At 53.5% G+C, this 23,427-nt stretch carries 16 protein-coding genes; 8 read left to right on the top strand and 8 right to left on the bottom strand.

The window, feature by feature from the left end:
* Positions 1–66 precede the first annotated feature (66 nt).
* On the bottom strand, positions 67–2,922 hold the full coding sequence (locus ACFE8Q_RS16475) for an outer membrane beta-barrel protein (protein WP_375446507.1): 2,856 nt from the start codon (positions 2,920–2,922) through the stop codon (positions 67–69).
* A gap of 112 nt (positions 2,923–3,034) precedes the next feature.
* Positions 3,035–3,913 carry a GLPGLI family protein gene (locus tag ACFE8Q_RS16470; protein ID WP_375446506.1) on the bottom strand — a complete coding sequence of 293 codons (879 nt, stop codon included), beginning with the start codon at positions 3,911–3,913 and terminating at the stop codon, positions 3,035–3,037.
* Between the two features lie 317 nt (positions 3,914–4,230).
* Here ACFE8Q_RS16470 and ACFE8Q_RS16465 point away from each other — a divergent pair, with 317 nt between their 5' ends.
* The 4 genes from ACFE8Q_RS16465 to ACFE8Q_RS16450 all read left to right on the top strand — a co-directional run bounded on the left by ACFE8Q_RS16465 (position 4,231) and on the right by ACFE8Q_RS16450 (position 7,944).
* Positions 4,231–4,989: an ABC transporter substrate-binding protein gene (locus ACFE8Q_RS16465; RefSeq protein WP_375446505.1), complete on the top strand. Its 759-nt coding sequence runs from the start codon at positions 4,231–4,233 to the stop codon at positions 4,987–4,989.
* Positions 4,990–5,072: 83 nt separating this feature from the next.
* A complete protein-coding gene (locus ACFE8Q_RS16460; RefSeq protein WP_375446504.1) occupies positions 5,073–6,146 on the top strand; it encodes a hypothetical protein in 1,074 nt (357 codons plus the stop codon).
* A 155-nt stretch (positions 6,147–6,301) separates the two neighbouring features.
* Positions 6,302–7,474: an ATP-binding protein gene (locus ACFE8Q_RS16455; protein WP_375446503.1), complete on the top strand. Its 1,173-nt coding sequence runs from the start codon at positions 6,302–6,304 to the stop codon at positions 7,472–7,474.
* 332 nt (positions 7,475–7,806) lie between these two features.
* Positions 7,807–7,944: a hypothetical protein gene (locus ACFE8Q_RS16450; protein ID WP_375446502.1), complete on the top strand. Its 138-nt coding sequence runs from the start codon at positions 7,807–7,809 to the stop codon at positions 7,942–7,944.
* A 539-nt stretch (positions 7,945–8,483) separates the two neighbouring features.
* On the opposite strand, the gene ACFE8Q_RS16445 is transcribed toward ACFE8Q_RS16450, so the two are convergent.
* From ACFE8Q_RS16445 to ACFE8Q_RS16420, 6 genes are all read right to left on the bottom strand, one after another.
* A complete protein-coding gene (locus ACFE8Q_RS16445) occupies positions 8,484–8,747 on the bottom strand; it encodes a hypothetical protein (protein ID WP_375446501.1) in 264 nt (87 codons plus the stop codon).
* The gene (locus ACFE8Q_RS16440; RefSeq protein WP_375446500.1) at positions 8,737–8,865 is read right to left on the bottom strand and encodes a hypothetical protein; all 129 of its coding nucleotides are present in this window, start codon (positions 8,863–8,865) and stop codon (positions 8,737–8,739) included. The genes ACFE8Q_RS16445 and ACFE8Q_RS16440 overlap by 11 nt, the downstream gene beginning before the upstream one ends.
* Before the next feature lie 114 nt (positions 8,866–8,979).
* A complete protein-coding gene (locus tag ACFE8Q_RS16435) occupies positions 8,980–10,245 on the bottom strand; it encodes a YdcF family protein (protein ID WP_375446499.1) in 1,266 nt (421 codons plus the stop codon).
* A gap of 56 nt (positions 10,246–10,301) precedes the next feature.
* Entirely contained in the window at positions 10,302–11,837 is a 1,536-nt protein-coding gene (locus tag ACFE8Q_RS16430; protein WP_375446498.1) for a RagB/SusD family nutrient uptake outer membrane protein, read from the bottom strand.
* Between the two features lie 156 nt (positions 11,838–11,993).
* Complete coding sequence (locus ACFE8Q_RS16425) at positions 11,994–15,329, bottom strand: SusC/RagA family TonB-linked outer membrane protein (protein ID WP_375446497.1); 3,336 nt, start codon at positions 15,327–15,329, stop codon at positions 11,994–11,996.
* Between the two features lie 45 nt (positions 15,330–15,374).
* Positions 15,375–16,274 carry a hypothetical protein gene (locus ACFE8Q_RS16420; RefSeq protein ID WP_375446496.1) on the bottom strand — a complete coding sequence of 300 codons (900 nt, stop codon included), beginning with the start codon at positions 16,272–16,274 and terminating at the stop codon, positions 15,375–15,377.
* A 352-nt stretch (positions 16,275–16,626) separates the two neighbouring features.
* On the opposite strand from ACFE8Q_RS16420, the gene ACFE8Q_RS16415 reads away from it, so the two are divergent.
* The 4 genes from ACFE8Q_RS16415 (at position 16,627) to ACFE8Q_RS16400 (ending at position 23,047) form a co-directional block, all read left to right on the top strand.
* Entirely contained in the window at positions 16,627–18,270 is a 1,644-nt protein-coding gene (locus ACFE8Q_RS16415; RefSeq protein WP_375446495.1) for a TldD/PmbA family protein, read from the top strand.
* Positions 18,271–18,413: 143 nt separating this feature from the next.
* A complete protein-coding gene (locus ACFE8Q_RS16410; protein ID WP_375446494.1) occupies positions 18,414–19,745 on the top strand; it encodes a TldD/PmbA family protein in 1,332 nt (443 codons plus the stop codon).
* 197 nt (positions 19,746–19,942) lie between these two features.
* On the top strand, positions 19,943–21,583 hold the full coding sequence (locus ACFE8Q_RS16405) for a TldD/PmbA family protein (protein WP_375446493.1): 1,641 nt from the start codon (positions 19,943–19,945) through the stop codon (positions 21,581–21,583).
* 108 nt (positions 21,584–21,691) lie between these two features.
* Positions 21,692–23,047, top strand: a complete 1,356-nt coding sequence (locus ACFE8Q_RS16400; RefSeq protein ID WP_375446492.1) for a TldD/PmbA family protein — start codon at positions 21,692–21,694, stop codon at positions 23,045–23,047.
* Positions 23,048–23,427 lie beyond the last annotated feature (380 nt).

The following is a 23,427-nucleotide window of genomic DNA, read 5'->3' as shown; positions in this document are numbered from 1 at the left end:
GCTGACGCGTGCGTACACTCGCGTCAGCCCAATCCGAAATCCCACATCCCCAATCCCAAATCTTTCCTACGGTGTTGCGCGCATGGCGGCGAAGTAGCGGATCGAGTAGCTGAACGTAAGCATGAAGTACCGGCGTAGCACCAGGCTATTCGTGTCTTCGATGTACGTTTCTGTGGTGTTGCGGGTAATGCTCTGGTTCTGGTTCAGCAGGTCATAGCCCGTGATGCGCCACTCACCCTGCTTCTGTTTGAAGAGAAACTGGCCGACGCTGCCATTCAACAAAATAAACTGCTGGTTATAGCCCGCTGCCCGTCCGGTATTGCCGCTGTAGTACACATCGGTTGACAGGAAGAACCGATTACCAAACCGGTGGTAGGCCCGGAGGTTGGCGATGTTGGTGAAATAACGGGTATTCTGCTGTGGCTGAATGGAATACGTGGCAATTGAGTACGTCACATTGCCCGACAAATTCAGGTCTGTTTTTTCGTTAATATTCGTGTTCAGGCTTAGTCCCTGACCAATATTCATGTTGACCGATGTGTTAGACTGACCATTGACGAAGCTGATGCCGCGCGACCCGTTCAGGCTGCTGGTCCAGTTCACGTTCACCTTTTGCGCTCCCCAGTTTACGGGTTTTCCGAAGCTGGTAAACGCAAACAGCGAATAATACCCGTCGGTATTGATGGGCTGGCTTACCTGCGCACCCGCCGGGGTAATGGTGGTGGCGTTGACAATGCGGTTGTAGGTATTGGTCAGGCCCAGCGACGCGTTAAAGCTCTTGTATGTAGTCGCGTCGAAGGTGCGATAGTTGATGTTCAGTGAGTGGGTGTATTCAGGTCGCAGGTTCGGGTTACCCGACCGGATATACAGCGGGTTGCTATTGTCGATCACCGGCTGCAACTGCGTGACCGACGGGGCGTTTACCCGCGTCCGGTAGTCGACTGTGAAGTTGGTGCTACGACCTATGGTGTATTGAAAACGGGCGTTTGGCAGAATGTTCTGGAACGATTTGGCGATGGTCGTATCGCGCGACAGGTTATCCGACTTGAGGCTGGCATTCTGCATATCGAAGCCCAGCGTATACTGGTATTTCACTCGCCGGTACTGATAGGACGTACCCAGCCGGTTGGTGACAAACGTGTTGACGAAGTTGTTGGACAACTGGGTATTCAAGCGGTCATACTGGCCGGTTTCGTTGTTGAAATCAGTCGTGCGCCGATCCGATTCGTTGTTCGACACACTCAGATTGTAGCGGAACTCCAAGGTCTTGGCCAGCGAAAGCGGTTCGGTATACGAGAGGGTCATGTTGTTGGTCAGCGCGTTGGTCAACTGCCGGTTCATCTGATTCACCGTCGTGGCGAATACGCCCGTAGCACTACCTGCTCCGGTTACGGTACCGCTGCCTCCGCCCGTCAGCGTACTGCTGTTCGTGCCGGTGCTTACTGAACGGAAAAACTGGTTCTGCGACTGGTTCAGGCTGTTGGTGGTGTTATCGTTGACCGACGTGATCAGGTTGGCTGAGAATGTGCGGCCCCGTCGCTTGAATTTGTGCATCCACAGGAACGTGTTGTTGCCCGATAGGCTTTTGCCATCGCTGTTGAACAAACTGGTGCTGCTGTTCAGTGGCTGGTTCAACTGATCCACTGTTTTCGACATGCTATTCGTATTGTTGTTACTCAGCGAGTACGTGAAATTTGGAATTACCCGAATCGAGTTCAGCGAATCCATTCGGTAGTTGAACTGCACGTTGAACCGATGCGAGTTGGTCAGCGACATACTGCCGTTGCTGCGGTCGGTGAAGTTCTGGGTACGTTCGCCCCCCACGGTTGTGGCTGGCAGCGACGTTTCGCGTCGGCTTACCTGCTCATTCAACGCGTTGGTCTGGTTGAAGAAGTAGCTGCTGCTGAGGTCGATTTTTGTACCCAGGGCATCCGAGAAGTTTAGCCCCGCTGCACCTGCCCGCGTTATGCCGCTTGGCGGCGCGAGGCCCCCCGTCTGGCCACCGCCGCCACCTCTGTTATTGCCACCCTGCTGACCGCCGCCGCCCCCACCCAGGCCCTCGCCGGTGAAGCCCTGCTGGTTGATATTGTTCAGTTGGCCAATGGCCGAAAGCTGCTGCCCGTTATTGAAGCGGTTGACGCTGATCCGGGCCTGATAGCGGTCATCGGTACCGTAGCCAACCGCTTCCTGCCCAAACACACCCCGGCGACGGTCGCGTTTGGTGACCAGGTTGATCGTCCGGTCGCGTTCACCATCATCCACCCCCGAAAACTGCGACTGGTCCGACTGCCGGTCAAAAACCTCTACCCGGTCGATCATGTCGGCGGGCAGGTTGCGGGTGGCCATTTTAGGGTCGTTGCCGAAGAACGGTTTGCCATCCACAAAGATCCGCTTCACATCCTGGCCCTGGGCTTTCACATTCCCGTCGCGGTCTACTTCCATGCCCGGCAACTTCTTGATCAGATCTTCGACCTGCGCATTGGGTTGTGTCTTGAACGACGACGCGTTGAACGCCACGGTATCGCCGCGCACACTTACCGGCGGGCGCTCCTGAACAATGACTACTTCGCCCAGATTCTGCGCCTGTGGCTGAACAGATAACGTACCCAGCGAAACCTCAGGTTTCTCGGTGGTGATGCTCACGAGGACGGTCTTTGTCTTGTAGCCAACAAACGAAATCAGCAGACGGTATGCGCCCGGCGCAATTCCCGTTAGGGTAAAATCGCCATCACCGCCCGTTGACTGTAGCTGGACAAACGATGAGTCGCGGGCGTTCAGCAAGGATATATTGGCTTCCAGCAGAGGCTTCTGCGTGGTAGAGTCAACGGTGGTTCCTTTGATGACCCCATTTTTAGTGGCCGCCCGCTGAGCCAGTAGACTTACAGGAATCAGGAAGAAGAAAAGTAGTAAATATCGAGCCATGGAGTGGGAGAGGTCGAGTGTGTTGAGAAGAGAATGATCGGTGACGAACAAAAAAAAGCTTACGCGTAGCCCGTCAATGAACTGTGCGTAAGCCGAGTAGCGTGACTACCGATTAGTTGCGTTGCTGAAACTGCATGCCGCTTTGCTGCCTGAAAGTAGCCATCGCCTTTTTCCGAATTTCGGCAAGTTCTTCTTTGGTAGCAGGCTTAGCCGAGTCGCTGGGTTTCAGGCTTGCTTCGTCGATAGTACCGGCATTTACTTTCGTGGCCCGGTAAAGCAGGTCATCGCTCTCAATCAGCAATACCACCCCTTTGTCGGGCGTGAAATTTGGCGCGGGCGAAAACGTAAAGGGCAGGTCGGTCGTAAACCACACGGTGCAGGGCTGATCTTTTACGGTGCAGGTAGCCTTCTGGCAATTATAGCCCAGGATTTTCTTCGTCTTGCTGGTTACCTCCCAATCGGCGGGGCGGGTAGCCAGTTGTTCAGACTTGTAATACTCTTTATGGGTCGAATCAACGGTGAGTGCCGTAATGGTATAGGTTTTGCCCGTCGCCAGATCAGTGTGCGTCGTTTCTTCAATCGGGGGGCGCATATTCCGAAACCGTTCCATACGTTGCCGCTGCTCGGCAGTAGGCCCCTGACCACCCCCGTCGCCGCCACCACCGCCAGGGCCCCCGCCCCCGGGGCCGCCCTGAAAGCGCATTTGCATCATGTTGCGGCGGTCGATGGGTTCACGCATCGCCCAATGGCCGGCAAACCGGAAACTTTCGGTGCCTTCCATCGTTTCGGGAACCTCGAATGTACGGCCGTTGGGCAGGGTGCCGCCGGGTCTGACTTCCTGGCCATTAATATTAATTCGCATGGCCGACGGGTCTATCCGGCGCATGGTTTCGTAGGCAATTGTACCCGATGTAGGGGCGCTGGTTTGAGCCGATGCTACCCCTGTCAGGAGCAGCCCAACGGCCAATAGCGATATATGACGTAGTTCCATGATGTAAAGTAGCGCAATTGTCAAGAACGTTGCACGAGGGGAGGTCGAATTACCCCTATTCTGCCGATGAGGGGTGTATATGTGTAGACAACCGGGTAAGTACCAGGCCGGGTAAATCGCTAACCAACAGCCTATTTGCCTCAACGTACCTACCGGGCCTGAGCCGTATACACTGTGCTCGTCAAAACGCCGGATGGAGCCGTTCTGACGATAAGGAAGTTGTAAGATTCCGCCGGTATTAATCCGTTGACTTAACCAGTAGAATCACATACCCCCGATTTTCCTATCTTCACAATGGTTCTGTCTTTACCTAGCGTATGCCCAGCTTTCCCCAGCATCGTATTGTCTCGTTAGTGCCCTCTCAAACCGAACTCCTCTTTTACCTTGGCTTAACTGATGAAGTAGTGGGCCTTACGAAGTTTTGTATTCACCCGGCTGATAAAGTCGTTGGCAAGGCCGTGGTTGGTGGCACCAAAAATGTGCGGATCAGTCAGGTGGCCTCCCTGAATCCCACGCTGATCCTGGCCAACTATGAGGAGAACACCGAGGCCGACGTGAATGCGCTGAGAGCCATTGCGCCCGTACACATCACCGATGTGAAAACGCTCCCCGATGCGCTGGTCATGATCCGTGAGGTAGGCGGTCTGGTAAATCGACAAGCCGAGGCCGACGTGCTGGCCCGGCAGATTGGCGCGTCTTTTGCAGCACTCCGTCCCGTAACAGGATCACACTGCCTATCGGTCGCCTACCTGATCTGGCGTAACCCATATATGGCGGCTGCCAGCAACACGTTCATCGATGCTATGTTGACCGAAGCCGGCTTTCGCAACGCTTTCGCCAACCAGACCCGGTATCCGGTGGTTACGGAAACTGACTTGAAAGCGGCAGCTCCTGACCTGATTTTCCTGTCGTCGGAGCCCTATCCGTTTCAGGAAAAACATCTTAAGGAATTGCAAACTTGCTGTTTAAGTGCTCAGGTACGTCTGGTTGATGGTGAACTCTTCAGTTGGTATGGCAGTCGGTTGTTGTATTCAGCTTTGTATTTTGCGCAACTGCGTAATGAGCTGACTGGATAAGAAATTACCGTTACAAAAAATAGTAGTCACTTTAACCGCCTGGCTTACGGGATTAATCAGTAGGCGTTCGTAATTTTCCCCCCATGATAAAATTAGCCTTACCCGTACTTGTGTTTTCGGCCCTTTCATTAGGGCAGGGGTGCCAGTCGAAAGCCGGAAAAGAAACGGCCGGAACAACCAGCGACAGCACCGCTACAATGACCACGTCAACCGATTCGGCCTCGACCGATTCACCCACGGTCAGCAATTCTGCTACCGCTTCAGGCACCACCGACACCACCGCCGCCGCTGGTAAAGAACTATCGCCGCTTGATTCGCTGGCGATGATCGGTCCCAAAATTACCGGTGCTATTTTGCCCGGAAAGCGTATTCTGGCCTATTATGGCAATCCTCACTCTAAAAAAATGGGTGTGCTGGGCGAATACCCAAAAGATGAAATGCTCCGTATGCTCGACAAGCAGGCTATTCCCTGGGTAGAGCAGGATTCGGCCAAAACGCCTATCCAGAAAGCGCTGCACCTCGTGGCTATTTCGGCACAGGGTGCTCCCGGCAAAAACGCCCATTACAGCATGCGGATGTCAGACAAAACAATCCGTAAAGTGATTCGTTGGGCGGGTGAGCATGATGCTATCTGTTTCCTTGATATTCAGGTTGGACACGCGCCACTGGGTCCCGAAATGGAATTCCTGAAACCTTATCTCGAATTGCCTTACGTTCATCTCGGCATCGACCCTGAGTTTGCGTTGCGTACAAGTGGAGCTAAACCCGGGTCTAAAATTGGCACCTACGACGCCGCTGATATTAATGAGGCCACGCAGTTTCTGAGCAAGATTGTTCGGGACAAGAAGCTACCGCCCAAAGTACTGGTCGTTCACCGGTTCACGCGCCGCATGGTGACCAACTACAAGAACATCAAGCTCGACCCGAACGTACAGATCGTGATGAACATGGACGGTTGGGGACCACCATCGCTCAAGCGTGATACCTACCACGACTATATCCAAACGGAACCGGTGCAGTACACCGGCTTCAAGCTGTTTTACCACAACGACCTGAAGAAAGTCGATCTGCGGTCGAAGCATAAAGTGCCGCACCTGATGGAGCCATCGGAAGTGCTGTCGCTGAACCCCAAGCCATTGTACATCCAGTATCAATAAATCATAACGAGTAAAGCGAAGCTGGTCCGGGTACGTGATAAGTCATCATACGTACCCGGACCAGCTTCGCTTTGTGAGTACGTATCTGAGCTTATTTAGAAAATATCGGTATATTTATCCTTGAAAATTCTATAGTCAACTTATAATTTTCAAGGATGGTAGTAAGGCAAATTAGTCACCGGTTAGTAGAGGACTTAGCCTATTTTCCAGTAGTAGGTTTGATTGGTCCACGGCAGGTTGGAAAAACGACGCTAGCCAAACAGATTGGTAGTCAGCTTGGTAAGCCAATTGTTTACTTTGATTTGGAGCTCGATTCGGATCAACGGCGATTGGCTGACGCAGAAACGTTTCTGAAGCAGTATGCTGATCATTGCGTTATACTCGATGAAGTGCAACAAATGCCGCAGCTTTTTACGCTGTTGCGTGCTTTGGTTGATCAGCAACGGGAGCCTGCCCGTTTTCTGTTGCTGGGTTCTGCCTCACCCGAACTCGTACGAGAAACGTCGGAAAGTCTGGCGGGACGTATCAGTTATATTGAACTCATGCCTTTCTCATGGCCAGAGGTGACGGACCGGAGCACATTACAGGAGCATTGGCTCAAAGGTGGGTTTCCCGATGCCTTTCTTGCGCCCCGGTTGCCACTTACGTTTCGCTGGCTGAACAACTTCATTCAGACGTATATCGAGCGGGACCTGCGGCTGCTGGGCTACGAACTGTCGGGACGGGTACTGACCGATTTGCTGCAAATGCTGGCTCATGTCAATGGGAATATTCTGAACGTCAGTGATCTGTCTCGCTCACTCGGCGTTACTCAACCGACGGTGAATCGCTACCTCGATTTGCTGGTGGGTAGCTTCGTTGTTCATCGGCTAACGCCTTATTCGATCAACGTAAGCAAACGCCTGGTAAAAGCGCCCAAACTGTACATCCGGGACTCCGGCGTCCTGCATCAACTATCCCAAACCACCACGTACGACGCCTTGTTGGGGCACCCCATCGCGGGGGCATCCTGGGAAGGATATGTCATTGAGCAGATCAGGCGGGTAGTGGGTACCGATTGGTCGTTCTACTATTACCGAACACACGCCGGAGCCGAAATAGACCTGTTGCTCATAACCCCTGATGGAAAAAAGGTGGCCATTGAGATCAAACTTTCCAACGCGCCCACCGTATCGAAGGGATTCTACAGTAGCCTCGACGATATAAAACCCGATCATGTGTTTGTCCTCATTCCCGATGGCGACAGCTATCCCAAAGACAACGGCCTGTGGGTTTGCAACCTCACCGATCTGTTAACCAACCGACTTTCGGCTATCTATTCAGAATGACGTTAATCGGTTGAGACGATTTTCAGAACTCTGTCGATTTCCTATCTTTGATAAAACTCATGTTCTGCTATGGAAACGCCTGTTATAGAGCTAGTTGAAGAATGTTAGTCTAAAGATGTAATCGGTTCGCCGTTGCGATCGGTTAACCACTCTAAACTGATTGGTCGGGTCTGTGTTGCACTTGATCGCTACGACACCGAGTACGATGTGTTACCAGAACTGGAATTGCCAACAGGCAAGTGCAAACCTGATGTAGCTATTTATGACAAGATTGGGAATGACTGTTCAATGATATAATATACTTCACCCAGCCGCCTTTAATTGTCGTTGAAGTGCCGTCTCCCAAACAGGGTATTTCTGATTTAATAGATAAAGCATTCAAGGTCTATTTTCCGGCCGGTGTAAAAGCGGTGTGGCCCGTTGTCCCCATGCTTCACCTCGTTCAGATTCTGTTGCCCGATGGCACTTAGCTAACGTACCCAAACGGCCTGCTACAAGACCCGATTTTAGGTTTAGAAGTAGATGTAGATCGGTTGATGCGGTAGGGGATAACGCATCAACGGCATAGCTTCGTCTTGTTCATGCAGTGATCTTATAACGCTATTCTCGTTCAAGGTTTATAGGCAGATAATAGCGTACACTAACGGACCTGCCTTTATGAGAACCGGGTTTCCAACGAGGCATTTTTTTGAACACTGAGATTACATAGCGTTTAATGGCTCCTACATCCCGGCCCTGTACACGAACAAGATCAATATCACGAACATACCCTGTTCGACTCACCGTAAAGCCAATAAAAATCCTTCCTACGTGCTCATGCAGGCGTTCTGGAAAACGCAGATGTCTACTAAGCCAAGCGTACATTGCTGCTTGCCCACCTGGAAATTCAGGGTTCTTCTCTACAACTGTATATACTTGATCCTGTACGGGCACGCGCTGACTAAAGGCGCTCACAGAAAGCCATAGGAGCAGTAGAGCCAGTCGTAGCATATCAATCAGTATAAGGGAGCTAATACTCAATCTCTTCCTCATCCAGCAGTTGTTTGATATTGAGTTGACAACCGTCTACTACGGTGATTGACTCTGCCCAGTCTACGATGTACCAGGTGGGGTTATGGCAATCAATTACATACACACGCTGTAGGCTGGTAACTATCCAGAGAACCCGCTCGACACCAAAATTGAGCAGCTTGTTCGCTTTCCTGATCAGGTAAATATCATTGACGTTGTCGAAATCGGTTAAGTCGGCTTTGATGTCTACTTTAATAACCATAGACGGGCTTTCCATCCCACTGTTCATAAATCAGCGCGGCAGGTACCTCTTTAGGTACGTTCCTGGCTGACGAACGGCGGGCAGTCGAGCGCGGCTTTTTGTCGGCAATCGCAGTCATACACTCCTCTTGTTGAATGAGTAACCAAGTTAGCGATAATTGATGCCCTTGACAAAACATCGTCTCCCGGAAGGGCAGCATGTCTGAAAACTGGTTGGTAATACAGGTCAATCGCTACGGGTCGAGCGGGTCGTAGGGGTCCATGTGGAGGCTTTCCAGGGTGGGGTAAAACTCGACGTCGTGGTCCGACAGGCGCTGTTTGTCCCGATAGGGCAGGTAACCCAGTTCGCGGCGGTTTCGCTCATCGAAGGCGGAGTTGGCGACCATGTCTGTCTGGCTTTTGGTCGACACCATCACGCAGCGTTTGTCGGTCGGGAAGCCGTAGCGGATCAGCAGGCGGGCAGCATTGCGGAAGTTGGTCGTTGTGTGGCGGGCGTGGGGGTCAATGAGAATCGCTGAGGCGGGAATGCCAAACTTGCGCATCAGGTACGCTTTCATTTCGATGGCTTCGGCATAAGGTCCGCGAAAGGGGTAACAATAGCCGCCACTGACGATGATGAACGGTGCCCAGCCGTTTTTGTACCGCGCCGCCACCATATCCAGACGCATCTTGTTCAATGGGCTGAGGGGCGTCGTGGCCAGTTCGGGACCGCTACCCGGTATCATGATCGCGGCGTATTTGTAGGTGGCCCAGCGCGTTTTTTTAGCCGCCAGAAAGGCCCCTTTGTTGTCGAGTTGCTCCATTGGCTCGTGGCGGGCGGGTTCGTCGCGGTCGTTGGCGTCCATCAACTGCATGGCCACGGATAGTGATGGCTGATAGAACAACGTCATGGTGTCGGCCCGCTCGGCCAGCATCGCGAACATGTCTTTCAGGATGGTGCGGTAATAGCGGCCGTTGACAGGGTAATTCGCCGAGTCGATGCGGGGGTAACGCATCTTTTTACCCAGTCCAAACTGATCGATGATGTAATTGGTACCGACGATGTATTGCCCCCAGGCTCGCGCCAGCAACTCCCGATTCGACAGCCCAACAAAGCGCTGATAATAGCCCGATGGCCGTAGGTGGTCATTCGCCAGCTTATCGAAATACGCCGGATGCTGATCGTATAGGGCTTGCAACGCAGTGACCATCTTCAACGAATCGCCACCCGACCAGCGGAATCCCGTGACCAGACTGGCCGGTGTTCGGCAGGTATCCTTGGCATGGGCTTTTAGCAGACCGGCCCGCTGCTGACAAAGCGCCTGCAAGGCGGCATCCTGCTTTATAATTTTCTGAATGTCGGCCTGTTGCTGAATGGCCGTTAGCAGGTAAAAATTTTTGTCGGCTACCCGGTTATCCGATTTCACAAACAGGTACGTTGGGCGATAGCCAGACGCGGGCTGCGCCTGCACGGCCAGGTACGTACCCAGCAGGCTGACGAGGAAAAGTAGCTTTGTCATAAGGAGGCATAAAAAAACGGGCTGTGAATGCCACAGCCCGCCTGATGAAGTATTGATCAATAACCGGGATTCTGGTACATCGCCGTTGGGTTCAGCTTGGCTTCGTTGAACGGAATGGGGTAGTAATAATCTTTCGTTCCCACGTTCGTCAACTGAGCGGCACCGAAGTCGGCCTGCGATTTGGCGCGGAAGTAGGAAACCAGTTCATCCGGCGTGAAAAACCGCAGCAGATCGAACCAGCGCTGATTTTCGAAGGCCAGTTCAACGCGCCGTTCGTGCAGGGTGGCCAGCTTAAGGGTTGGGTATTTTGCGCTGTAAGCCGCGTTTGTTTTGGCAACGGCATACAACGGCAGTTTGGCCCGCTCACGTACCTGATCCAGGAAGCCGATGGCGGTTGCTTCGTCGCCGAGATACAGATTCACTTCGGCCAGCATGAGTATCACGTCGGCATAACGGATCAGAATCCAGTCGTTGCCACCGTAGCCACTGGTGCCCGCGGCTGAACTGGCATCCCGAAACTTGGTGATGAAATAATCTTTCACCACGGCGGCGTTGGCAAACTTGATCGAGAAATCTTTCCGGATGTCGCCGTCTTCATAATCTTTCACCAGATCGGGGGTCACGTTGCCGCCCACACCCGTTGTTGTTCTGAGCGAGTTGATGGTTTCGCCCTGCGCCTGGTTGTTATAAGCAATCGTGGAGGCGTAGTTAATGTCGCCCTGCCGGTACACGATCTGGAAAATTGCCTCGGGGTTGGTCGCTTTTTTCGTCACGTCGAACACGTCGGCGTAGGCCACTTCTTTCAGCGTCCCAAACGTCCGCTTGCTGTAGGCATTGGTCAGGTACGTCTTGGCCTGCATCAGGTTGGCGGTCCGGTTGGCCTGGTCGAAGGTAGTGGCCATAGTCAGGTATACCTGTCCCAGCAAGGCATTGCCGGCCACTTTAGATACCCGTCCTTTGTTGGCGGCTGTCTGCACGTCGGGCAGGGTGCTGTTAACTACGTCGGTCAGGTCGGCCACAATCTGGGCGTATACCTTCTCTTTCTTTTCGCGGAAGGTACTGGCCGCTACATCTTCGGGTGAGGTAAGGGGCTTGGTCACCAGCGGCACATCGCCCCACTTACGCACCAAGTGAAAATAGATCAGCGCGCGGATGAATTTTGCTTCGGCCTGATACTGCGTCTTCGTGGCGGGCTGGGCAAAGGTCACTGTCTCGGAACCCGCCAGCATGTAGTTGGCCCGCGTAATGGTCTGGTAGAGTGAGTTCCAGTGCGATTGCAGGTACGAATTGCTGGGCAGCAGCGCAAACGCGTTGAACTGAAACGGCTCCCCCGCGTTCGACTGGTTATCGTTCCGGCCTGTATTGTCTGAGCGTTCTTCCGAGAAAAGGCCGCTGTTTTCGGCAATGCCGTTGTTGTCACGCAGGGCATTATAAACGCCATTGAGGGCCAACAGCACATCGTTTTCCGACTTGTAATAATCAGCCGTCGGGATGGCGTTCGGGTTATTTTCAATCAAAAAATCCTGGCTACATGAGGCCAGCAGGGCCAGCAGCAACAAGGGAAGAAACCGGACTATTGATCTGTTTTTCATGATCATGGGAAAGAAAATGATAAGTGTGTGGTCATTTATTTATTGTCATTGGTGGTCATTATGTAGTCATTCATTGTTTGTGCGCTTAATGACAATAAATGACAACATAATGACCACCAATGACAATAAATAAATGACCACATAGTGACAATGAACTTAAAAGGTGATGCGTACCCCTGCGTTATACCCCCGCGCCAGTGGATACTTGCCGTAATCGACACCCGGCGACAGGTTGTTGCCGTTGTTATAATCCACTTCGGGATTGTAGCCTTTGTACTTGGTCAACGTGAAGGCGTTGTTGATGTTGACGTAGAGCCGCAGCGCACTGACCCGCGCTTTGGTCAGTTGGGCAATCGGGAGGTTATAGCCCAGCGTGATGTTGGTGCAGCGCAGGAACGAACCGTCCTGCAGGTAAAAAGACGACAAGCGGGTGCTGTTGCTCTGTGTACCGCCACGCGAGGCCCGGTAAATCAGGCCATTGCCGGGCTGATCTTCCGACCGATACCGATCAGCCACCGAAGCGTACTGGTTGCCAGACCCTTCCATGTTATAGACGTAATAATCCTGCCCGTCGAGTACCTGGCTGCCGTAGGTGCCGTTGAACGAAGCACTGGCGTCGAGTGCTTTGTAGCTGGCATTCAGCGAGAAGCCGTAGGTGAATTTGGGATAGGGTGAGCCGATCACCTGCTTGTCGGCATCGGTCACCACACCGTCGCCGTTTACATCCTGAAAAATAAGGTCGCCGGGGCGAAGCGGGTTCGTAGATGCCGTTGAGCGGGCGGGTCCTTTCAGCACGTACCCCTGCGGAAATGACTGGGTAGCAGCGTTGTAGGCCGCATTGTCGGCGGCGATGTTGTCCATGTCTTTCTGACGAACCATGCCAATCACTTTGAAGCCGTAGAACATGCCGACGGGCTGCCCTTCCTGCGTGATGTGCGTGATGTACGACCGCTCGGCACCAGCCACCAGAATGGTATTGGCACCGCCCATATTCAACACCTTGTTCTGGTTGAACGAGATGTTGCCGCTTAGGTTCAGCTTAAAATCCTGGGTGGCAATGGCCCGGCCGTCGATCTGAAACTCGATGCCCTGGTTGCGGATTTTAGAATCCCGGAGGTTGGTGAGGATGCTGGTGGCACCCGAAATGGCCGAAATGGGCTGGTTGAACAGCAGGTTGTATGAGTTACTAACGTACCCATTGGCAATAAGCGACAGTCGGTTGTTGAACAACCCCAGGTCAAGACCCACGTTGAACTGCGAGGTCGATTCCCAGCCTAACCTGGGGTCTTTCAGGCCGCCCGAATAAAACGCCGTCTGGATGGTTCCGGCTCCAAATACGGCCCCGGTGGGGTTGGCCATCGTCTGCTGGAACCCGTAGAGCGGAATGTTGTAGTTACCGGTCAGGCCCCAGCTTCCGCGCAGTTTCAGGGTCGACGCTGCACCCAGCCAATCCCGGTAAAACGACTCGTTGGAGATTGTCCAGCCCGCCGACAGCGACGGGAAATTACCCCAGCGGTTGGCCGGTCCGAAACGCGACGAGCCATCAGTACGGAAAGCGGCCGTCAGGTAATAGCGGCTATCGTAGTTGTATTCAGCCCGCGCCAGGTAGGAGAGGAGCGTTTCTTCCGTTTTGCCCGTTCCGCCCGCGTTCAGGAAAAAGTTGGTTGGGTCGGCCCCTTTAGCGGTAATTTCCTGCACGGCGTCGTTCTGGAAACCCTGCGCCGACACGCTGATCTGGTCGAGGTTTGTTTTCTGCGCGGTGTAGCCAATCAGTCCGTTCAGGCTGTGGCGGCCAATCTGCTTGGCGTAGGTGGCCGTAAACTCAGCCAGGGCATTCTGCGTGCTGATGGTCTGGGCAGTTGCCGTAGCGGCGGCGATGGCCTGTGCCGAATAGGGCGGATTGTTGCCGTTGCTCAGGCTCGTAGGCAGGTAAAATTCGTATTTCTCGTTGTACGTCTGAAAACCGAGGTTGGCTTTGGCAATCAGTCCGGGAATGATTTCGTAGCTGGCCGTACCGTTATACGTACCCCGCAGCCCCCGGCGGTTTATATTCGTTTCCATCGCCAGCGCCACCGGGTTCTCAACGGTCTGGTATCCGTAGGTTGGCTGTTGGGCGGCTACTGCATTTTTGATCAGCACACCGTTGGCGTCGTAGGCCGGGAACGTAGGCGGATAGATCAACGCACCCAGTATCGGCCCCTGGTTGAAACGGCCTTCCTGCACTTCGCGGTTAATGTTCGACGTGACAAAAAAACTGGCACCGACCTTGAATTTCTTGCTGATATCACCATCCACGTTGGCCCGAAAGTTGACCCGCTCCTGTTTGGTCGCCACGATGATTCCCTGCTGATTCTGGTAATCGCCACTGAGCAGGTATCGAACCCCGTTGCTGCCGCCCGAGAACGTCAGGTTATGGCGGCTGACGGGCGCGTTGCGGTAAAGCGCATCCTGCCAGTCGGTGTTGTACTTGGGCGTGATGAGCTTCTGGTTAGCGAAATCATAAATATCCGTCGGAATACTGACCGACGCAGCATTGCCCACGTTGGCAATCCGGGTGGCGTTATTATCGGAGAACATGGCATCGTTCCAGGGTTTGCCGCTGTTCTGTACCAGGTCACGGTAGGTATTGTTGCGGCCGTCGATCACCAGTTGGGCAAAGCCGTTGGCATCGAGCAACTCCACTTTCTTGGCCAGTTGATTGATGCCGTACTGGAATTCGTAGTCCAACTTTCCTTTGCCGTCTTTACCCCGTTTGGTCGTGATCAGCACCACACCGCCCGATGCCCGTGAGCCATAGATAGCGGCCGAGGCGGCATCTTTCAGAATGTCGATGCTTTCGATGTCGTTGGGATTGATAAACACGTCATTCGCCGCCGGAAAACCATCAATGACGTACAATGGATCAGAACTGGCGTTGATCGAGCCAATACCACGTACCCGGATTTTGACCGGATTGTAGGGCGCACCACCCACCTGCGACACCTGCACACCGGCCAGTTTACCAACCAGCGCCTGCCCCAGCGTGGGAGCGGTTGTGTTCAGTTCGCGGGCTTTCACGTTGGCCACAGCCCCGGTCACATCGCTCTTGCGTAACGTCTGGTAACCGACCGCCACCACTTCGTTGAGCTGGCTGACGTCTTCTTTCAGCGTTACGTTCAGCGTTGGCTGTGAGCCAACCACAATTTCCTGCGTGGCAAAACCAACCGACGAAAACACCAGCGTAGCGCCCGGGTTTACGTCCAGCGAAAACTGCCCGTTGGCATCGGTGACGGTGCCTTTCCGCGTCTGTTTTTCAATAATGTTGGTGCCGGGAATCGGTTGATTCTGTTCGTCGGTAACGGTGCCTGTCAGGCGAATGACCCGGCTACCGGCCGTTGCTAAATGGCTGGCTGTTGGCCTGCCGCCAGCCAGCGCGGGTTGATAAGCGAGTAAACTGCTTAGGCAAAGTAGGCCCATCAGCGACCGGCTCAAGTCGATTGAGTAGCGATTCATGTCAAATAACTGGTTGATTTATTTATGGGATGAGAGTGGGTGGCTTTACCAGGCGCCCTGCATAAAATGCACGTTGTTGCTGCGTGCCGACGTTACTGCCAGACCTGTACCGGTATTGTTGAGAAAGGTGAAACCTTCCAGTTCATCAGCCTTATCCGTGTCGATGATGTTGATAACCTGCTGCTGCCCTGATTCCAGCGACTTCTTCAAATCCACGAACGTAAACCGCCACCGACGGCCTTCAATCTGATTCTGGATGAGGACCAACACGCCTTTTTCCGGCACCCAGTGAAGGTTTTGCACGAAGGGGGTACACGTGAATTTCTTCACCAATACGCCCGGTTCGCTCGTCTTTTTCGCCTTAGCCAGCCGTTCAGGATCGTAAAGACGTACCTCGTTACCCTTGTCGCCATAGTCGGCCGTGGCCACGTACCATTTGTTGCCGAGTTGAATGTATTCGGGTCGCGTGCCCTGAATGCAGGCGTCATCGTCGATCGTGTTGAGCAAATTGCCATCGAGCGTACCCGTGCGGAGCAAGCCCGGCCAGTTGACGCAGTAAATCACAGCCCGCCACTTGGTGCCTTCCGGATTCAGGCGGATGCTGTTGCCGATGAACGTGGGGCCTTTTCCATTGTAGGCAATGCCCGTCGGATGGTTGATCACATCCTGGCCGCCTACGGTTAGTTTAACTTCCTGCCCAGTGTACGTCAGTGCGTTAGTGCCAACGGTGTAGGTACGTATCACGCCTATTTCCCGGTCGCCGTATAGGTACACTTTCCCTTTCTGGTAACTAACGCCCTGGCAGGCACCGAGCGAGTCGATGGTTGTCGAGGTAGTGATCGTCAGATTAATGGCTGGTCCGTTGAAGGCAACCAGTAGCCCCACGCTTAGGCCAAGTAGTAACCGTGTTATCATGCGTTTCTGCTTTCGTTGAGGAAGATGCATAGGGCACCAGTTGGAGCCGCTAGTCTATCCCGCAAAGGTGGGCCGGGTACATGATGGGAGTTTTACCCCTTTGTTGCCTTTATATTACAGATGCGGCTGTTTTTAGCCGTAGAATTAACCGTGGCTGCACATAAAGTTAATCGCTGATTTATAGGGTCAATAGCCATATTGCACTATAGCCAGTAATTACTTGATTTATCCTCTACAACTTATCGCCTGATTGTGCCAACCCATTTTTATCGTGAAATGTTGCCCGCCATTCATCATAAAAAGTTGTCTGTAGTGTACACAGGCCGTAGATTGTGCTGCTTTTTAGTGAGTTTGCCCAATAATTCAATATTATATTCATTATATGAACAGACGTAACTTCATCAACTTATCTGGATTGGGCGTTGGGGGGCTGCTGGTCGGTGGTGTGCCCGTTTACGGGAACACCGTATCGGTTGAGCGGCTGCTGGAACCCGGTGTGGATGTGGCCACAAAAAAGCGGCTGGCCGACATTGCACTCAATGCCGCCAAAAGCAAGGGAGCCTCATATACCGACGTCCGCATTGGCCGCTACCTGCAACAGTATGTGTTCACTCGCGAAAAACAGGTGCAGAACATCAGTAATGCCGAGTCGTTTGGGGTGGGTATTCGGGTGATTGCTAACGGCACCTGGGGTTTTGCCGCCACGAGTGACGTTACACCCGCCGGTATTGCCAAATGCGCCGAAACGGCCGTAGCTATTGCCAAAGCGAATGCCAAGTTGCAGACCGAGCCGGTTGTATTGGCCCCGCAGAAAGGCGTTGGTGAGGTGTCGTGGAAAACGCCGATCGTCAAAAACGCCTTCGAGATTCCGGTGAAGGATAAAATCGACCTGTTGCTGAAGACCAACGCCGCCGCGATGGACAACGGGGCGGGCTTCATGACGTCGAACCTGTTCATGATCAATGAACAGAAGTATTTCGCCTCGACAGACGGGTCGTACATCGATCAGGACATACATCGGATCTGGCCAACGTTTACGGTAACGGCCGTAGACCGGGCCGCCGGGAAGTTCAAAACCCGCGACGCCTTCAGCTCACCGATGGGCATGGGCTACGAGTATATGGACGGGCTGGCGTCGGAGAAAATCGCTGGTCCGAACGGGCTGGTCGGCTATCGGAATTCCTACGATATCGTGGAAGATGCCACGCTGGCCGCCAGGCAGGCGAAGCAGAAAATGACAGCCAAAACCGTTACGGCCGGTAAATACGATCTAGTTCTCGACCCCAACCACCTCGGCCTGACCATCCACGAATCGGTGGGCCACCCAACGGAGCTTGACCGCGTGCTGGGTTACGAAGCCAACTACGCAGGTACGTCCTTCGCCACGCTGGATAAGTGGAAAACCAAGTCGTTCAAATATGGCAGTGACCTGGTCAACATTGTGGCCGACAAAAAACAGCCGTACACACTGGGAACCGTTGGCTACGACGACGAAGGCGTGCCGGCCAAAGAATGGGATCTGATCAAGAACGGGGTACTGGTCAACTACCAGGCTATCCGCGATCAGGTGGCTATTCTGGGCGGTAAAGAATCGAACGGTTGCTGCTACGCCGACAACTGGGATTCGGTACAGTTCCAGCGGATGCCGAACGTATCGTTGAAACCCGGCACCGAAAAACGCTCGGTGATCGATATGATCAAGGGCGTTGATAAAGGCATTTATATCATTGGTCGCGGATCGTATTCCATTGATCAGCAGCGGTATAACTTCCAGTTCGGCGGTCAGCTATTCTACGAAATCAAGAACGGCGAGATCGTCGGTATGCTCGATGACGTAGCGTATCAGGCCAATACGCAGGAGTTCTGGAACTCGTGCGCCCAGCTTTGCGACAAAGACGATTACCGCACATTCGGCTCGTTCTTCGACGGGAAAGGGCAACCGTCACAGGTCAGTGCCGTCTCGCACGGCTCACCCACCACGCGCTTCAACGGCGTCAACGTAATCAATACCGGACGGAGAATCTAAGAAATGTTATTACGCTGTGCTGTCATTGATTGTCATTAAGTGGTCATTCATAGTCATTTGTCGTAAAACAAGTAATGACTATGAATGACCACTTGATGACAATCAATGACAGCACAGCGTAATGACCATTAATGCCCCAATACATGGCTATTCTAACAGAAGCAGAAGCAAAGAGAATTATCGATAAAGTGCTCTCGTTTTCCAAAGCCGACGACCTCAGCGTGAGCTTGTCGGGTGGACGCCGGGGCAACATTCGCTACGCCCGCAATGCGGTGTCGACCAGTGGCGAGTCGGAGAACATATCGCTGGGCGTAACGGCGTCGTTCGGTAAAAAGTCGGGAACGGCTACCATCAACGAACTGGATGATGCGTCGCTGGAGAAGACCGTCCGTCGGGCCGAGGAAGTGGCCCGGCTTGCTCCCGAAAACCCCGAATACATGCCCTTGCTGGGGCCGCAGACGTACCTGAAAACGGACCCTTACGCTAAAAGCACCGCCAATATGGACCCTGATTACCGGGCCAGGGCGACGTTCGACAGCGTGGACCCCTGCCGGAAAAAGAACCTGACGGCGGCCGGCTATATGGAAGATTCGACCCGGTTCAACGCCATTGGCAACACCAAAGGGCTATCGGCTTATAACCGCGAAACGTCGGTCGAGTTCTCGGTCACCGTACGCACGGCCGATGGTACAGGCTCTGGCTACGCCACCCGCGACGTGACGGACGTGAGCAAGTTGAATACGCGCGAGGCCACCGAAATTGCGATGCAGAAAGCGATGGCGTCGACCAACGCCCGGGCACTGGAACCGGGAAAATACACCGTCATTCTCGAACCTGCCGCGCTGGTGGCCAACGTCGATGCGTCGCTGCTAAACGCGATGGTTCGGTCGATGGATGCCCGTTCGGCTGATGAAGGACGTTCATTTTTGAGCAAAAAAGGTGGCGGTACGCGGCTGGGCGAAAAGCTATTCGACGAGCGCGTTACCATCTATTCTGATCCGACTAATCTGGACGTACCTAACGGAGCGTTCAGTGGCGACGGTCGGCCGCAGGAAAAAGTGACCTGGATTGAAAAAGGCGTGGTGAAAAACATGCCGTATTCGCGCTATTGGGCGGAGAAAAAGGGCGTTCACGCTACGCCGGGCGGTGGTAACTTTATCATGGAAGGTGGTACGCAGTCGCTGGCCGACATGATCAAAAACACCGAGAAAGGCATTCTGGTCACCCGGTTCTGGTACATCCGTCCGGTCGATCCGCAGACGCTGCTCTACACCGGCCTCACCCGCGACGGGACGTTCTATATCGAAAATGGACAGATCAAATTCCCGGTCAAAAATTTCCGGTTCAACGAGAGCCCGGTCATCATGCTCAATAATCTCGAAGCTTTGGGCAAACCGGTTCGGATGGGAGGCAACCTCGTTCCCCCCATGAAAATCCGCGACTTCACTTTCACTTCCCTTTCAGACGCAGTATAAAGAGGTTATTACGCTGCGCTGTCATTGAGCTTCGCGGCATTAGGTGGTCATTCGCTTCGCTGTCATTCATGGTCATTTGTAGTCATTATGTACATACGACGAATGATAATCAATGACCACCTGATGACGCGACGCAAATGACGGCGAAGCCTACTGACAACGCAGTTTAATGACGCAAAGCAAATGACTAAAATATTATGAATAGACGCAATTTTAACCAAATGCTGGGCCTTGGTGCCGTTGGCATGTTGGCACCCACGATGCCTGCTTTTGCCCGTTCGGTATCTGCCGAAGCGCTGCTTGAGCCGGGCCTCGACATTGCCGTGAAAAAGCGGCTGGCCGATGCGGCACTCAACGCCGCCAAAGCAAAAGGAGCCACCTACGCCGACGTCCGGATTGGCCGGTACCTCAACCAGTCGGTGCTCACCCGCGAGAATAAAGTGCAGGGGATCATCAACACCGAATCGTTTGGTGTGGGGGTACGTGTCATTGCCAACGGCTGCTGGGGTTTTGCATCGGTAGGCGACGCCCGCAACGAATCGGTAGTGGCAAAAGCTGCCGAAACCGCCGTAGCCATTGCCAAAGCCAATGCCCGGTTACTGACCGAGCCGGTGCAACTGGCTCCGCAGAAAGGCTTTGGTGAGGTAAGCTGGAAAGCCCCGATCAAGCAGAACGGTTTTGAGGTGCCCGTTAAAGAAAAAGTCGAATTGCTGCTGGCCTGTAATGCAGCGGCGATGAAAAACGGAGCCAACTTCGTAAACAATGTGATGTTCCTGGTCAACGAGCAGAAGTACTTCGCCTCAACTGACGGGACATACTCTGATCAGGATATTCACCGGATTGGCCCAAGCTTCACAGTGACCGCCGTTGATCCGCAGAGTGGTAAATTCTCGACGCGTAATTCGTTGAGTGCCCCGATGGGCATGGGCTATGAGTATCTACAAGTAAATCCGTCAGACAAAGTAACCGGCATTACGACCCGCTACAACAAGGGCTACGATATGCTGGAAGACATCACACTGGCGGCGAAACAGGCGAAGGAGAAACTCTCGGCCAAGTCAGTAGAAGCCGGTAAGTATGATCTCGTTCTTGACCCGTCGCACACCTGGCTGACGATCCACGAATCGGTGGGTCACCCGCTGGAACTCGACCGCGTGTTGGGCTACGAAGCCAACTACGCAGGTACGTCTTTCGCCACGCTCGATAAATGGCAGTCGAAGAATTTCCAGTATGGCAGTAAGGAGGTCAACTTCTTTGCCGACAAGGTGCAACCCGGTTCGCTGGGAGCCGTGGGCTGGGATGATGAAGGCGTGAAAACCAAGCGCTGGGATCTGGTGAAAGATGGCGTGCTGGTCAATTATCAGGCTATCCGCGATCAGGTACACATCATTGGCGAGAAAGAGTCGCAGGGCTGCTGCTACGCTGACAACTGGAGTTCAGTACAGTTCCAGCGGATGGCCAACGTGTCGCTGGCTCCGGGCAAAACACCGCTTTCTGTCGAGCAGATGATTAAAGATGTGAAGAAAGGGATCTACATCATCGGCGATGGGTCGTTCTCCATCGATCAGCAGCGGTACAACTTCCAGTTTGGTGGTCAACTGTTCTACGAGATCAAAGACGGACAGATTGCCGGTATGCTCAAAGATGTGTCTTATCAGGCCAACACCCGCGAATTCTGGAACTCCTGCGTGGCCGTTTGCGACGAAAGCGATTACCGGCTTGGCGGTGCCTTCAACGATGGCAAAGGGCAACCAAGCCAGAGCAGCGCCGTCTCCCACGGTAGTGCAACGGCCCGGTTCAGCGGTGTCAACGTTATCAATACGGCGAGGAAAATCTAAATCAATGCTGTTATTGGGTGGTCATTTGCTGCGCGTCATTTATTGTCATTAAATGACGCGCAGCAAATGACCACCCAATAACAGCATTACATCAACATAGCAATTCACATGGCCATCCTATCAAAAGAAGAAGCTAAAAAAATCATCGATAAGGTACTCGCCTATTCCAAGGCCGATGAGATGAGTGTAGGCCTGTCGGGCGGACGCCGGGGCAATATTCGGTACGCTCGTAACTCGGTGTCGACCAGTGGCGAATCCGACAGCCTGGGTCTGTCGGTAACGTCGGTGTTTGGCAAGAAGAGCGGTACGGCTACCATCAACGAGTTCGACGATGCGTCGCTGGAAAAGACGGTACGTCGGGCCGAGGAAATTGCCCGGCTGGCGCCTGAAAATCCCGAGTACATGCCGATGCTCGGGCCACAGAAGTACCTGGAAACGAATACGTTTGCCCAGAGTACGGCCAACATTACCCCGGATATTCGGGCGCAGGCCGCTTTCGACAGCATTGACCCCTGCCGCAAGAAAAACCTGACCGCCGCCGGGTACATGGAAGATACCACCGGTTTTACAGCCATCGGAAATAGTAAAGGCCTGTTCGGGTATAACAAATCGACCAGCGTTGATTTTTCGATTACTGTTCGCACCGCCGATGGTACCGGTTCGGGCTACGCCAACCCCGACGTGAACGATGTGAGCAAACTCAGCACCCGGGCATCTACGGAAATTGCCATGCAGAAAGCTATGGCTTCGGTAAACGCACGGGCACTGGAGCCGGGTAAATACACCGTGATTCTGGAACCAACCGCTTCGGTCGAACTGCTGCAAAACATGATGCGGAGCGTCGACGCCCGCTCGGCCGACGAGGGACGTTCGTTTATGAGCAAGAAAGGCGGCGGCACGCGGCTGGGCGAAAAACTCTTCGATGAGCGCGTTACCATCATCTCCGACCCGATGAATCTCGAGTTACCCCTGTCGCCTTTTGGTGGTGGAGGTGGCGGCGGCGGCCGTGGCGGCGGAGGCGGCAACGATGGACTTCCACAAGTGAAACGTACCTGGATCGAGAACGGCATTGTTAAAAACCTGGCCTACTCGCGGTATTGGGCCGACAAGAAAGGCGTAGAGCCAATTCCGGGACCGGGTGGCTTTATCATGCTCGGCGGCAATCAATCGCTGGCCGAGATGATCAAGAGCACCGACAAGGGTATTCTGGTGACGCGGTTCTGGTACATCCGCGCCGTTGACCCACAAACCCAGCTCTACACCGGCCTGACCCGCGACGGGACGTTTTATATCGAGAACGGGCAGATCAAGTTCCCGGTAAAAAACTTCCGCTTCAACGAAAGCCCGATCATCATGCTCAATAACGTCGAGGCGCTGGGTAAACCTGTTCGCGCAGGCGGCAACCTGATTCCACCGATGAAGATCCGCGATTTTACTTTCACCAGCCTGTCAGACGCTGTGTAGTAGCTACGCTTGGCTACTAATCAACTAATTGCTGACGCCTGGCCCTTCGACTCCGCTCAGGGTGACACTCCCACTCAAGTTCGTCATGAACATTCTTGAGTGAGTTGTCACCCTGAGCGGAGTCGAAGGGCCAGGCGTCAGCAATTAGTTGACTACCCTTTATATGCTGATGAGGTATTTATAAGTAATGCCTGTTGATTAGCACTACCCACACCACCGTTCATGTAAATCCCGACGTACTTTTTACCGAAATAAGTAGATATTGTGAATTGGTACGATACGCACATGGGCCTGTCAGTTATGCAACGATAGGGTCTTCGGTAGCATCTTTCGACGGGGAAAATGTGTAGCCTTCAGTCATAACGTACCCAGCCTTCATT

Source organism: uncultured Fibrella sp., assembly GCF_964250085.1.
In the GTDB taxonomy this organism is placed as follows: domain Bacteria; phylum Bacteroidota; class Bacteroidia; order Cytophagales; family Spirosomataceae; genus Fibrella.
Note: the sequence above shows the minus strand (reverse complement) of the source record. Positions and strands in the feature narration are given on the sequence as shown.

Bases quoted from the DNA above. Each gene is read 5' to 3' on its own strand.
- ACFE8Q_RS16455 (WP_375446503.1), top strand. From the start codon at position 6,302: ATGGTAGTAAGGCAAATTAGTCACCGGTTAGTAGAGGACTTAGCCTAT.
- ACFE8Q_RS16435 (WP_375446499.1), bottom strand. From the start codon at position 10,245: ATGACAAAGCTACTTTTCCTCGTCAGCCTGCTGGGTACGTACCTGGCC.
- ACFE8Q_RS16465 (WP_375446505.1), top strand. From the start codon at position 4,231: ATGCCCAGCTTTCCCCAGCATCGTATTGTCTCGTTAGTGCCCTCTCAA.
- ACFE8Q_RS16425 (WP_375446497.1), bottom strand. From the start codon at position 15,329: ATGAATCGCTACTCAATCGACTTGAGCCGGTCGCTGATGGGCCTACTT.
- ACFE8Q_RS16420 (WP_375446496.1), bottom strand. From the start codon at position 16,274: ATGCATCTTCCTCAACGAAAGCAGAAACGCATGATAACACGGTTACTA.
- ACFE8Q_RS16405 (WP_375446493.1), top strand. From the start codon at position 19,943: ATGAATAGACGCAATTTTAACCAAATGCTGGGCCTTGGTGCCGTTGGC.
- ACFE8Q_RS16430 (WP_375446498.1), bottom strand. From the start codon at position 11,837: ATGAAAAACAGATCAATAGTCCGGTTTCTTCCCTTGTTGCTGCTGGCC.
- ACFE8Q_RS16460 (WP_375446504.1), top strand. From the start codon at position 5,073: ATGATAAAATTAGCCTTACCCGTACTTGTGTTTTCGGCCCTTTCATTA.
- ACFE8Q_RS16400 (WP_375446492.1), top strand. From the start codon at position 21,692: ATGGCCATCCTATCAAAAGAAGAAGCTAAAAAAATCATCGATAAGGTA.
- ACFE8Q_RS16440 (WP_375446500.1), bottom strand. From the start codon at position 8,865: ATGACTGCGATTGCCGACAAAAAGCCGCGCTCGACTGCCCGCCGTTCG.
- ACFE8Q_RS16445 (WP_375446501.1), bottom strand. From the start codon at position 8,747: ATGGTTATTAAAGTAGACATCAAAGCCGACTTAACCGATTTCGACAAC.
- ACFE8Q_RS16415 (WP_375446495.1), top strand. From the start codon at position 16,627: ATGAACAGACGTAACTTCATCAACTTATCTGGATTGGGCGTTGGGGGG.
- ACFE8Q_RS16410 (WP_375446494.1), top strand. From the start codon at position 18,414: ATGGCTATTCTAACAGAAGCAGAAGCAAAGAGAATTATCGATAAAGTG.
- ACFE8Q_RS16475 (WP_375446507.1), bottom strand. From the start codon at position 2,922: ATGGCTCGATATTTACTACTTTTCTTCTTCCTGATTCCTGTAAGTCTA.
- ACFE8Q_RS16470 (WP_375446506.1), bottom strand. From the start codon at position 3,913: ATGGAACTACGTCATATATCGCTATTGGCCGTTGGGCTGCTCCTGACA.